The sequence below is a fragment of the Staphylococcus sp. 231237_7MaSpsaltlick genome (assembly GCF_043107035.1).
This window is the reverse complement of sequence record NZ_JBICNX010000006.1, coordinates 148,485-162,367: the sequence shown is the minus strand read 5'-3', so window position 1 is coordinate 162,367 and position 13,883 is coordinate 148,485. Positions and strand designations below refer to the sequence as shown.

Annotated in this window: 10 protein-coding genes; 5 read left to right on the top strand and 5 right to left on the bottom strand. The window is 34.8% G+C overall.

What is annotated here, in order from left to right; translation table 11 throughout:
* Positions 1-407: 407 nt before the first annotated feature.
* From add to glcP, 3 genes are all read left to right on the top strand, one after another.
* Positions 408-1,388, top strand: coding sequence for an adenosine deaminase (gene add, locus ACF91D_RS13550; RefSeq protein WP_107589750.1), 981 nt, complete (start codon positions 408-410; stop codon positions 1,386-1,388).
* Between the two features lie 379 nt (positions 1,389-1,767).
* On the top strand, positions 1,768-2,385 hold the full coding sequence (locus ACF91D_RS13545) for a phosphatase PAP2 family protein (protein ID WP_107526528.1): 618 nt from the start codon (positions 1,768-1,770) through the stop codon (positions 2,383-2,385).
* A gap of 491 nt (positions 2,386-2,876) precedes the next feature.
* Entirely contained in the window at positions 2,877-4,229 is a 1,353-nt protein-coding gene (glcP, locus tag ACF91D_RS13540) for a glucose transporter GlcP (protein ID WP_042737659.1), read from the top strand.
* Between the two features lie 357 nt (positions 4,230-4,586).
* Here the strand turns inward: glcP and ACF91D_RS13535 are convergent, their stop codons facing one another.
* Complete coding sequence (locus ACF91D_RS13535; RefSeq protein WP_392437185.1) at positions 4,587-5,984, bottom strand: amino acid permease; 1,398 nt, start codon at positions 5,982-5,984, stop codon at positions 4,587-4,589.
* Between the two features lie 387 nt (positions 5,985-6,371).
* Between ACF91D_RS13535 and ACF91D_RS13530 the strand changes: the two genes are divergently transcribed.
* Together ACF91D_RS13530 and ACF91D_RS13525 are read left to right on the top strand one after the other, a co-directional pair.
* Positions 6,372-7,931 (top strand): BCCT family transporter, encoded by a 1,560-nt coding sequence (locus tag ACF91D_RS13530; RefSeq protein WP_107589749.1) that lies wholly within the window; start codon positions 6,372-6,374, stop codon positions 7,929-7,931.
* Positions 7,932-8,027: 96 nt separating this feature from the next.
* Positions 8,028-9,401 carry an LLM class flavin-dependent oxidoreductase gene (locus ACF91D_RS13525; RefSeq protein WP_107589748.1) on the top strand — a complete coding sequence of 458 codons (1,374 nt, stop codon included), beginning with the start codon at positions 8,028-8,030 and terminating at the stop codon, positions 9,399-9,401.
* Between the two features lie 459 nt (positions 9,402-9,860).
* On the opposite strand, the gene ACF91D_RS13520 is transcribed toward ACF91D_RS13525, so the two are convergent.
* The 4 genes from ACF91D_RS13520 to bioD are packed head-to-tail and all read right to left on the bottom strand — an operon-like array spanning position 9,861 to position 13,731.
* Positions 9,861-10,541, bottom strand: a complete 681-nt coding sequence (locus tag ACF91D_RS13520) for a 6-carboxyhexanoate--CoA ligase (protein ID WP_107589747.1) — start codon at positions 10,539-10,541, stop codon at positions 9,861-9,863.
* A 3-nt stretch (positions 10,542-10,544) separates the two neighbouring features.
* Entirely contained in the window at positions 10,545-11,711 is a 1,167-nt protein-coding gene (locus ACF91D_RS13515; RefSeq protein ID WP_182476698.1) for an aminotransferase class I/II-fold pyridoxal phosphate-dependent enzyme, read from the bottom strand.
* Between the two features lie 6 nt (positions 11,712-11,717).
* On the bottom strand, positions 11,718-13,067 hold the full coding sequence (bioA, locus tag ACF91D_RS13510; protein WP_107589746.1) for an adenosylmethionine--8-amino-7-oxononanoate transaminase: 1,350 nt from the start codon (positions 13,065-13,067) through the stop codon (positions 11,718-11,720).
* Entirely contained in the window at positions 13,054-13,731 is a 678-nt protein-coding gene (gene bioD, locus ACF91D_RS13505) for a dethiobiotin synthase (protein ID WP_107511866.1), read from the bottom strand. The genes bioA and bioD overlap by 14 nt, the downstream gene beginning before the upstream one ends.
* Positions 13,732-13,883: the final 152 nt, after the last annotated feature.

Here is a 13,883-nt window from a genome sequence, read left to right as displayed (position 1 = left end):
AATAAGAAATCAATGTATGACATAAAAAATGATTTGAATCGTGAATGGAGCGTTGACTGATATGGCAATGTTAAATCTTGTCGCAGTTATTTTTCTTGTGATTTTGGTTGTCAGTGCGATAGTGGGTATAGTCCTTGTGAATAAAGGACAACACCGTAAACACTTTTTAAAAGAGTTAAAGATAAGCGTCGTATTATGCATAAGCGCATTGGTGGCACTTTGTGTGCTAATTGCGACTACGCAAGCTTTAGGATGAGGTTAAATTTGCACAAAATTATAATGAATTATCATTTGTATAGAAATAATTTATTCAAAATGTTATAGTATATCAATAAATTTTGAATAAGTTATACCATTTGTGATAAATGATTATAGATGATGACTTTCAAGTAAGGAAGGTTATGACGATGAAAAAGTGCATTCAAGACATTTCTAAAGTAGAATTGCATTGCCATTTAGATGGGTCGGTAAGTAGTGACTTGATTAAACAATTAGCTGCTGAACAGCAAATACCACTAATCGAAGACAATTTGATAGTTAGTGAAGCTTGTGAAAGTCTAGATGAGTATCTGCAATGTTTTGATGAAATACTAAAAGTATTGCAAACGACAGATAGCTTGAAACGAGCAGTAGTTGATGTTGTAAACCAAGCTGATCGTGACAATGTAAAATATATAGAGATTCGCTTTGCACCAATGTTACATATGGAAAAAGGACTTGGGTTGCCAGAGATATTTGAAGCGGTAGAAGCAGGTGTAGAGACGGCTGTTGCCTCGACGGGTATCAAAGTGAATCTGTTGGTTTGTGCGATGCGCCAGCAAGACGCAACAGTAAATACAGCGCTATTTGATTATTTACAACAACGAAATAGTCAATTTGTCTGTGGGATTGACTTTGCAGGGCCAGAAGCACCATTTCCACCAAATACAATTGAAACACAGATTGAATACGGTGTGAATAAAGGCTTTAATTTAACTTTACATGCAGGTGAATGTGGTTGTATGCATAATGTGATGGAATCGATTAGATTAGGCGCAAAACGTATTGGCCATGGTGTAGCAATAAATCAAGATGAGGTAGCATTACAAGAAGTAAAAGCGCAAAATATTCTTTTAGAAATGTGTCCCAAAAGTAATATTCAAACCAAAGCGATACAAGACTTAAGTGACTTGAATTTGCCTTACTTATTACAAGAGGAAATCCCATTCTTGATCAATACAGATAATCGTACCGTGACGCAGACGAGTTTAAATGAAGAATACCAATTATTGTTGGAGCATCATTTGATTACGTTAGATCAAATCGAAACAATTAATCAAAACGCAATTAATTTCGCCTTTTTACCTGAAAATGAACGTCAACATATAAAAAGTAAATTAATGAGCTAATCGTACGTAAGTTAATCTGATATAAATGCCCCCTTGTTTCGCTGTTGTAGCGTAAAGAAGGGGGCGTTTTATATACAGCAGGCAGAATAATAATACAAAAAGACAAAGATTTGACAGTGTATAAATTTTGTATGTATATGCGTTTTATGCATAGATATGCACTTTTTATTTAGGTAGTCCTAAAGTACGATTGAGGTTGTAGTAATATTCTGTTTTACTAGAATTTAAGTGCAATATTATATAAGCTGTTTTATCTTATGAATCATATTCATGTTATCTAAAGATAAGCAGTGTACTGTTTCATTTTAACGTTTGCTATGCAAAGGTGTAGCGTATCTCTAAAATGACAACTTAAGAGTAGGAAAGGAATTAGAAATACATGCAAAATTATTGGAAGATACTACCGCCTAGCTTATGTTTATTAGTATTAATGATTTGTATTCATCTCAATTTAACGAATAATTTAGATGGATTTGTGTATCGCTGGTTACATCACACATTCACTAGTGATGTTGTGGAACGTTATTTACACATTATTTCGGATGTTTTTTCACCATTAAATTGTTTGATACTCATATTATTGATTTTAGCTGTGTTGTTTTTTGTAAATAAATTTAAATTTTGGTGGTATGGATTTTGGTGCTTCTGTGTCTTGTTAATTGGCACATTCTTAAAAAATATCATCCAACGTCCGAGACCGAGCGTTTCGATAGATGGCTATAGCTTTCCAAGTATGCACGTGTTAAGTGTTTGCTTGTTAGTGACATTGGTTCTATTGTTGAAACGTAATAGCATTTTATATGTCATCGGCACAGTTCTTATTATCTCAATCATGATTTCTAGAATTTATTTACAAGCGCATTATTTTACGGATACGATTGGCAGTTTGTTTGTATTATGGGCGATGATCCAAGCTTTACAAATTGCGCGTCAGAGCGATGAACGTTTTAACCAGTCATTTCTAAATAAATCAGCACAAGCACATAACATTTATTAGCTCATAGTAATAACATATAAGAACTGCGTATTGTTTCTGAGACACCTGAGAGGGTAGGATGAGTGTCGATACCGAGTCTCGCCCCAGCCGCCTAGGTAAACGAATAATAACAATACGCAGTATTGATATCAATAACAAGCCCATCAAAGATTAAAAATCTTTGATGGGCTTAATGCTGGGTATTTATGGTTCAGATTCTTTATTTTTACAAGCATTCATATTATTTGAGTGTGTTTTCGTGATACATCTTTAACGCAGTCTTTGGCTGTCAATGCTTCTTCAAATTCTTCAGAAGGCTAATCTAAATTTAATTGTTAGATATTTTTTAATAGTAACTCATGCAAATAGGAACAATTACATTAAACTATATTAGTTACTAATGTATATATAGTTAAAAATCGAATTAAAATGAAAGAAAAGTAAATTTCTATTTGAAACGCTTTCAAAATAAGATTATAATTAAATAATAAATTTGAAGGGGTTGTAATAAAGTGAAAGTAAATAAAAGTTTAATATTTATTTTGGGAGCGCTAGGTGGCTTGTTATACGGTTATGATAACGGTGTCATATCTGGGGCGTTATTATTTATACATGATGATATTCCATTGAATAGCTTTACTGAGGGGCTCGTTGTAGCATCTATGTTAGTGGGTGCAATTATTGGTGCAGGGAGCAGTGGACCGCTATCAGATAAAATTGGTAGACGACGACTGGTGTTAATGATTGCTATCGTTTATATTGTTGGTTCTTTAATTATGGCATTTACGCCTAATATGCCTATCTTAGTATTGGGTAGATTAATTATTGGTTTGGCTGTTGGTGGTTCAATGGCAACAGTACCTGTATATCTATCGGAGATGGCGCCAACGGAATACCGTGGTTCATTAGGCTCATTAAACCAGTTAATGATTACGATTGGTATATTAGCAGCTTATCTCGTTAATTTTGCTTTTTCAGATATGGAAGGGTGGAGATGGATGCTTGGTTTAGCTGTAGTGCCTTCTGTCATCTTATTGGTAGGAATTGCATTTATGCCAGAGAGTCCGAGATGGTTATTGGAACATCGTAGCGAACAAGCAGCGCGTGATGTGATGAAGATTACGTTTAATGATGAAGAAGAAATCAATACAGAAATCAAAGAGATGAGAGAAATTTCAGCAGTATCTGAGTCAACATGGGCAATTTTAAAATCGCCATGGCTTAGACCAACGTTAATTATTGGTTGTGTATTTGCACTATTTCAACAAATTGTCGGTATCAATGCGATTATCTTCTATGCACCTACAATATTTAGTAAGGCAGGATTAGGTGAAGCAACGTCTATTCTAGGAACTGTCGGTATTGGTACAGTCAATGTGATTGTGACGATTATAGCTGTATTTATCGCTGATAAAATTGACCGTAAGAAATTATTAGTTACAGGTAATATAGGAATGATTGCTTCATTATTAATAATGGCCATCTTAATATGGACGATTGGGATTGAATCGTCTGCAATTATCATTATTATTTGTTTATCACTGTTTATCGTATTCTTTGGATTAACTTGGGGACCTATTCTTTGGGTTATGTTACCAGAAATGTTCCCAATGCGAGCGCGAGGTGCAGCGACAGGTATGGCTGCTTTAGTGCTTAACTTTGGTACATTATTAGTTGCACAACTTTTCCCAGTATTAAATGGAGCATTAAGTACAGAATGGGTATTCTTGATTTTTGCAATTATTGGTGTGTTAGCAATGATCTTTGTAATTAAATACTTACCGGAAACACGTGGACGTAGTTTAGAAGAAATTGAATATGATTTACGTAAAAAGACTTCAGGAGCTAATCCTTCAGAAATTTGATAAATAAGGTATTTGTTCCATAGTTGTTTTTGATAGTTTTAGAGAGCCTATAGGCTTAATTCTAGAAATATAGCACTCAGATCAATTGAATTCAATCATCTGAGTGCTTCTTTGTATTCAAATATATGGTATTGTTGGCTCGCTTTCCTAGGGGCCAGCTTCAGCCTGTAGTCTTCCGCTTGTCCTGTTCCCTCAGGAGTCTCGCCAAAATACTGTGCAAAAGTAATGATAATTGTATTAAAATACCCAAAAATAAGGCACCTCGTTCATTTAGTTTAGTAAATGAACGAGGTGCCTTATGTATAAAGGTTATACCATGACTCTGTTTATATTGAGTGTAGATGTTATTTTTAAATGCTATTTATCTGTTAAAGCTGTTTCTTTATTTAAGTTTTCTTGGTTGCTTTGTTCTTTTTTACGTTTAATTTTCAGGTACATTAGTGCTGTTGCGAGTAGCCATATAGGCAAGAAGTATACAGCGCGTCTAGTATCATCAGAAAAGAATAATAATACGAATACAAAAAAGAAAAATGCAAGTACGGCATAACCCGATAAAAAGCCGCCTTTTAATTTAAAAACATTCTGTTTATGTTCTTCTTTATGCGTATAAGCGTACTTTATATAAGAAACAATAATGAGAATCCATACGAGTAAATACAACACTGTCGAAATCGTTGTAATATAAATGAACAGTTGTATCGTATTTGGGAAAATATAGTTTAACATCACTGCAACAAGCAATATTGATGTTGAAATAAACATTGCAATATGAGGTACGCCGTGTTTATTTGTCTTACCCATAATTGCAGGTGCTTGTTTATCTTGGGCTAATCCGAATAACATTCTACTATCAGAAAAGATACCACTGTTTGTAGCAGATGCAGCAGCAGTTAATACTACAAAGTTAATCGCACTTGCTGCAAATGGTATACCGATGAGTGCAAATACTTGTACGAATGGACTTTTATCAGCTGAAATATGGTCCCAAAGTGTAATAGACATGATAACAATCAGAGATCCAATATAAAATAATAAGATTCTAATAGGCACGCTATTGACGGCACGTGGTATAGAGACGTTAGGATTCTTCGTTTCTCCAGCTGTAACCCCAATTAATTCAATACCAATGAATGAATAAACCGCCATTTGGAATGACATCAAGAAACCGTATGCGCCATGTGTAAAGACACCGTTGTCATATAAGTTCGTAAAGCTTGCAGTTGAATGGTTTGTTTTAAATCCTAAGATAATAAAAGCTAATCCGACGACGATTAATACAATAATCGTAATTATTTTAATCATAGAGAACCAAAATTCGATTTCTCCAAATAAATTAGAGCCTAAAGAGTTGAAAGCCATTAATAACAGCACAATAAATAAAATAGTAAGCCAGTTTGGTATATTAGAAGACCAATAACTGACATAGGAACCCATAGCAGTTAAATCTGACATACTTGAAGTGATCCAACTCATCCAGTAAGTCCAACCAATTAGGAAACCAGCGTATGGACCTAACTGATCATTGGCAATATCTACGAATGATTTATATCTTGAATTGCTCAGTAATAATTCTCCCAGTCCCCGCATAAACATGAATAGAACTACACCGATTATTAAATATGTAAAAATAATAGATGATCCAGTTAATGATATAGTCTGACCTGATCCTAAGAATAGACCGGTGCCGATTGCACCACCAATTGCAATTAACTGAATGTGTCTATTACTTAAACCCCTTTGAAGGTGATCTGACATTAACATGACTCCTTTGTGTTCAAAGACGTAAGTAATTATCATCTATAATATTTCAAAAATAACTTTATTGCAAATTTTAACTAATTAAATAATATAATTTTAATTTATTATCAATTAATAATAATTAAAAGCTAATAAAGATTATTATTATGTAGAGATAGGTGCTGAGAAAGCTTGAAATGTGGGTGTGTGCCGCTAATTATCAATGGGGAATCATATCTTGTTAATTATATAAAAAGCATAAATTCGATTGACAGCCTATTGAGAGTAGTGTATCGTACATTAAAACATAGTAAACCAATCGGAATAAAAGGGTAGATTTATTATGTTGTTATATAGCTGAACTTAGTAATTTAGATTTAGGTTTAAAAGGCCGAAGGAGGTATTATGAAAGTAAAATATAACATTGTTTTTCTTAGCTCTATTACGATATGTGCGGCATTTATTTTATATGGAGCAATTTTTACGAAACAATTTGAAACGTTTACCACTGCTTTGACTCAATATATTGCGGTTCAATTTAGTTGGTATTATCTTATTTTGGTCGTTATTTTTCTAGCGTTGTGTTTATATTTATTATTTTCAAAATATAGGGAGATTAAATTGGGCAAGGCAGATGAACAACCAGAATTTTCGTTAGTATCTTGGTTTTCAATGTTATTTTGTGCAGGTATGGGCATGGGTTTAGTATTTTGGACGACTTCTGAACCAATCAGTGATGCGTTTATTCTTTCTCCAGAACACAAAGAAGGTTCCAAAGGGGCTATAGCATCTGCGTTACAATACTCATTTTTTCATTGGGGTATACATGCCTGGGCAGTTTATTGCATCGTGGCGCTCGTATTTGCGTACTTTAGTTTCTATAAAGGTTACCCTGGATTAGTTAGTGCGATGTTAAGACCGTTGTTAGGTGAGGGGCGTATACAACGTTATGTCGGTAATGTGAGTGATATATTGGCAGTCATTGCAACAGTTACAGGTGTGGCAGCAACATTAGGCTTTGGTACTGCACAAATCAATGATGGGCTAAATTTTCTCTTTGATGTACCGTCTAACCTCTTTGTCCAGACCTTTATTATCATTATGGCTACAGTGATTTTCACTATTTCGGCTTGGTCTGGCATTAGTAAAGGTATAAAACATTTGAGCAATATCAATATGATTCTTGCTGTTGTTATCTTGATTGCTGTATTTATCGTTGGACCTACCTTATACATACTTAATATGTTTACCAATACATTAGGAAATTATATGGCGGATTTCTTGAAAATGAGTTTAACTTTACCACTAGATTCACAGGATAAACGATTTTCTTGGATGAAAAATTGGACGTTGTTTTATTGGGCGTGGTGGATTGCCTGGTCGCCATTTGTTGGTATATTTATCGCACGTATTTCAAGAGGGCGTACGATTAAAGAATTTATATTAGGTGTGTTGTTTGTGCCTGCATTGATATGCTTTGTATTTTTTGCAGTATTTGGAGGTGCCTCACTATACTTACAATCCAATCATATTGCTAAAATATCATCATTTAATACTGAAACAGCAACATTTGCAGTGTTAGAACACTTTCCATTTGGATTTACGTTAAGTATTTTGACGATTATTGTGGTAGCAATCTTTTTTATTACTTCAGCAGATTCAGCCACATATGTATTAGGTATGTTGACATCAAGAGGTTCGCTTAATCCAACGGGATTCATGAAGGTGAGTTGGGGTGTCATATTGGCATTATTTGCAATTATTATGTTCTATACTGGTGGGATGCAATCAATACAAAATCTCATGATTATTACAGCGTTGCCATTTTCACTCATTATAATACTTATGATTATTTCATTTTTTAAAGTACTTAGGACAGATCATTCTACTCAACGCAGTACCACGATTGAAACACATCATTCTGAGCAGAAGCTGGATATTGCACAAGAAGTTGAAACTGAATGATTGGGGCTAGGAGAGATGAAGTACGACATCAAAAGACTGAATATTCAAATAATAAAATGTTATTTAAAAATTAAAGTATAAAAGGGGCGGTACATGATGACTAACAAAAAAATACATTTTAATGCTTTTGTACAAAATTCACCATCGCCATATTCATCTGGTTTATGGAAGCATGAAAAAGATCATGGCACAAAGCACAATCGCTTGGATTTTTGGATTAATTTGGCTCAAACATTAGAGAAAGGTAAATTTGATTCTGTCTTTATTGCAGATGTATTAGGTACGTATAATACTTATAATAATTCATTTGATACGTCAGCGAAATACGCCGTACAATTACCATCTCATGAGCCGACAGTATTGGTATCTGCAATGGCAGCGGCCACTAAGCATATTGGTTTCGTACCCACAATTTCTACCACATATAGTCAACCTTATAGTTTGACGCGTCAGCTATCTACTTTAGATCATCTAACACAGGGGCGGATAGGATGGAATGTTGTGACATCTTATTTGAAAAGTGAAGCGGTGAACTTGGGTTTGCCTGAGCGTTTATCAAAGGATGAACGATACAATCGTGCAGATGAATTTTTAGAGGTAGCATATAAATTGTGGGAAGAGAGTTGGGAAGATGGAGCAGTGGTTCAAGATGCTGCAACAGATACGTATGCTAATCCGCAAAAAGTGCATACAGTAAAGTTTCATGGTCAATACTTTGATATTGATGGCCCTCATCTTGTTGAGCCTTCTGTTCAACGTACACCGGTGTTATTTCAAGCTGGTGCCTCAACAAGGGGGAAGCATTTTGCTGCAAAACATGCAGAAGCTGTATTTTCGAAGCACAACTCATTGGAAGATTTGAAACGATTTGTAGCTGAAATGGAAGAAAAAGCTGAAATATATGGTAGAGAGCGAGGTGATATTAGAGTCTTTCCGATGGTGTTACCAATTGTGGGTAAGACGGAAGCGGAGGCCTATGAAAAGCTTAAGACGTTAGAGTCGTATGTGAGTCATGAAGGTGTCGCTACGTTATTAAGTGGGCATACAGGTATCGATCTCTCACATATTGATCCTGATGATTATGTAGAAGATATTCAAACAGATGCGATTCAAGTTGACTTAGATTATTATGCTAAGGACACCACACGAAAATGGACGTTTAAAGAAGCATTGAAACATCATTGTATTGGTAATGGTGCAGCTATATTTATAGGAACGAAGGAACAAGTGGCTGATCAATTTGAGACATGGGCCATAGAAGGTGGTGCAGCGGGATTTAATATTACTCAAGCATATAATCCTGGTACGTTTGAAGAGTTAATCGATGAAGTTATTCCCATTTTACAGGAGCGGGGACTATATAGAACGGAATATGAAGGGACTACATTGCGTGAAAATTTATATGGCAAAGGACAGCAACATATTAAATATTCACATCCTGCACAAAGAAACAAGAAGATCCCAAATTAAAGCTGAATGATTTCTAAGATTGAATAAAAGCGCAAAAGGCGTCTGGGACATAAATACCCAGCATTGAGCCCATCAAAGATCAAAAATCTTTGATGGGCTTGTTATTGATATCAATCTGCGTATTATTATCACTCGCTTACCAAGGGTCTGGGTCGAGTCTCGGTCTCGACACGCATCATACTCCCTCAAGTGTCGCGCATATAATACACAGCTCTTATATGTTATTACTACAAAAACTAAGACGCTTTATAATGAATTAATTGAGACAGAAATTATCCTTAAGATAAAACAAGAAATGAAAAATGAGTTAAGTAATGAAGATTTAAGTAAAATTACAAATCATTTATCAGTAAAAATTAGCGACTTTATTTTAGTCTGAAAGGCTAATGTCCCAAACGGCTTTGTCTATTCAAACACAATGTAAGTTCTGTATCAGATAAAGTGATAAAAGTTAGATTATTAAGCTTTGGTATCAATTACTTTTTTAGGTAAAATCTCTAAATAATTACGGTATGCTTCTAAGTTTATTGTATTGTCGACGAAGATGATTCTACCACCATTTCTAGAACCTTTTTGCTTTATATTTTTAATACGCTGGTAGCCAGTTGATGTGCTAGCAAAGTAACCTGTCGTATATGTTAAATCGTCGGAGACACAAAGTTCTGCAATAACACCTGGAAATTGATTAATACAAGATGCAATTGTGATAGCATCTTGTACGCGATCGTTATAATTATGTTGTGTTTCAAACATAAAACGCGTTACACGGATGCCACGTAGGCCAGTATCATCAAGACGTTGCCCATTATGAACTGATAAGATGATTGCACCACTGTAATTGTTAGAGTCTTCAATATAAGACCATGCTTTTTGCAAAATTTCTGGGTTAATATGAACTTGTGAAGCTAGATTTGTAATAGTGTCATTGTTGTCGTATATAGGTAAACTTTGAATAGTTGTTAAAGGACGTGTTACTTTTTCAATTTTTAAATTAAGGAAATCAATAGCGCCATTTTCGTGATAAAAGCCCTTGTTAAAAAAACGAAGGAGTACATCGGCAATCGCAGGTTCATCACAAATCGTTTCGGCACCACTAATATGTTTACTTTGTTGGCTTGAACGCATCTTAATGCTGTACATGATTTAATCTCCTTTGGTTAGATTATGGCATAGTTGTAATAATAGCTTGATGTCATCTTCATTATGAAAATAAGATAATGAAATCCGTAGCATAGGTCTATCAACAGTTGGATAACGGAAATAACTGACCAATATACCTTCTGTCAATAACTGTTCATAAATGGTTTCTGCGTCTTTATAACTGTCAAATTCAATGTACTTTATAGGTGAAAGTGTATGACAATTCTGCGTATTCATTTTATCTTTGGCTAAACGATTGAAATATTGACTCAAGTGAACTAATTTAGTTGCTCTGTATGATTGGGCGCATAAGTAATGTAAGTTACGCTCAATTTGGTATAGGTTAAATATCGGAAGTGCACTTGAATAAATGAGGGGTCTTGCTAAATTTACAAGGAGTTGTTTAACTGTGTTAGAACACAGAATAATACCACCTTGTGTACCTAGTGCTTTAGATAAACTGGCTGTTAAAATATCAATACCCTCTAATGTGTCGTAAAGATTTAAGCCTAGACCGTGTGCGTGATCTACCACAATATATGTGTTAGGGTGACGTTTTTTTAGTGTTATGATTTGTTGCAAGTCAGCCATAGTTCCGTGCGTCGAAAAGATGCTATCAGTAACAATGAGCTTTGTAGTGGTCGGATGCAGACTGAGCTGTTGATCTAACGCATTATAGTCCAAATGAGGATAAATGCGCTTGGATAAGCCGCTTAATTTAATGCCATCGATAATGCTGGCATGATTTCTAGCATCTGAAAATACTATGCCACCCTGATCTTTGAATATATTGAATATAGCTAAATTAGCATCATAACCACTATTTGTAATCAAAGCATCTTCAAACGGATAATGTGAACAGAATAGCCGTTCAATATTTTGGTAAAGTTGTGAATTGCCACTTACTAATCTAGAACTTGCATAGTTTATGCCATAGTACGACAAATAATCATTGAGTTGATTGATGTTGATTGGTAATTGTGCCAATCCTAGATAGTCGTTTGAGGTGAAATTGATATAGGTTTTTGCATTGATTGTGATGTGTTTTTTGGATACGTACTCGACATTGTTTAAGTGCCTAAAGGTTTTGTATTGCTTTAATGTGTTTAGTTGTGATTCAAAATAAATTCTACTCACCTTCTTTGTAAACAATTGTGTAATGATAACCATAACCATTTAATCAAGAATTGTGGTTAATGCTTTGGTAAAGATGCGTACCATTTTTTTAATTTCCTTTTTAGACATAGTGAGAATAGGAACAAAAGTAATGACATGTTCTAAGTTTCGAATCATCAGACCACATGCCTTACACTCAGCAATTATGCTTTCCACTTCCTCTATAGATAAAGGTTGTCTTGTTGCTTTGTCAGCTACTAATTCAACGCCATACATTAATCCTCTGCCACGAATGTCTCCCACATGTGGATGGTTTGCAATTTTATGCAAGTGATTATGCAATATTTTTGAAGTCTGTTGAACGTGCTGTATAATATGATGCTGTTTATACAATTTGATGTTTTCTAAAGCGACTGCACAAACAAGTTGATTTCCCGTGTATGTATGACCATGGAAGAAGGTATTAACACCGTGCGCATCACTTAAGAACGCATTATATATTCGTTGAGAGGTAAGCGTTGCTGCTAATGGTAAATAACCGCCAGTAATAGCTTTACCTAAACACATAATATCTGGTTCAACTTGTTCATGCTCACAAGCAAACATTGTTCCGGTTCTACCAAAGCCAACTGCGACTTCATCACAAATTAGTAATACATTATATTGTTTACATAACTGTTCTACGGCTTTGAGAAATCCATGAGGATGCACGAAAAGGCCAGTAGCACCTTGAATAAGTGGTTCGATAACAAAACCAACAATTTCATCAGCTTGTTGTTGCAGTATAGCTTCTATTTCTTCGAGAATAGCTTTGGTCATTGTTTCTTCCGTTTCGTAAGTACTTTGATACAATGATGGACTGGTTATTTGAATATTTTCAAAAATTAAATCCTCAAATATTTGGTGGAAAGTATCGATACCGCCAACACTAACTGCTCCCAATGTATCGCCATGGTAGCCATTATGTAATGTTAAGAACTTTCGCTTTTTGGCATATTGTATGGCATCTAAATTTTTCCAATATTGGTATGCCATTTTAATTGCGATTTCAACGGCAGCGCTACCTGTATCTGAATAGAACACTTTCTGTAAAGATTGGGGTGTAATGTCAACGAGTTGCTCGGCCAATTCAATTGATGGAATGTTTGAGGAACCCAATAAAGTAGAATGTGCAATTTGTTTTAGTTGTCGTTGTAGGGCACGGTTGAGTTGCTTATTATTGTGTCCATGAACATTTACCCACAGTGAGGCATAACCATCTAAATATTTATTACCATTTGTATCGTATAGATAACTGCCACGACCTTTCTTTATAATAATTGGCTTTGATTCTCTGTAAACACCCATCTGAGTAAAGGGATGCCATACATAATTCAAATCTTTAGCTACAAGTTGTTCATTGTTCATCATTGATCGCTCCTTCTAATATTGCTAATAATTGTTTTGAAGATTCCAGATTCTGCTTATGACTTTCACAAGTGAATACAGCTTTAGAAAGTAATTTTTCAAGTGTATGTTTATTGTCTTGTTCAATTGCTGTATTACTAAAGTGGTTCATGATTATGACGTTAGTGGGTAGTGAACACTGTTCTAAATAAGATTGATGGACAATTACATCACTAATGGCACCAAGTTTTGAAGGTACTACGCTAACGATGAAATCTGCGGTGTCGCGTATTAAATCACTGGTCATATAACAGTAATCATTATTTTCGTAAATGGGCACAGCGATTCCTCCGGCCCCCTCAATCAAAATATAGTCATACCGCTGTTCTAAATAGGCTAATTTAGTGACTATACTATCTCGACTGAAGCGTTGATTTGGCTCTAGCTTGAAGGCAAGGTGTGGGGATACAGGATCTCTGAATGTATAAAGCGATGTCTCTTCATATCCAAGGCCGCATACATTTTTATAGACCTCTAAATCTGGATAACATCCTAATCCAATTTCTTCAGTCTGAAAGGGTTTGAAAATTACTACTGACTTGCCTGCATTTTGTAATAAATTAAATAGTTGCGTTGTGATATAAGTTTTACCTATATCTGTATTTGTTCCTGTAATAAAAATATTCATGTTGTACCTCTTTTTAATTTGTGTCTTATGGGTATCATAAAACGATTTCGCCCTAAATGTAAACTTAAAAATAAAATTAGTTTACATTTAAAAATATTGAAACTTGATAAACCGTTCAGTTTACGGTAAATCTAAGTGATGCTTTATTTTTT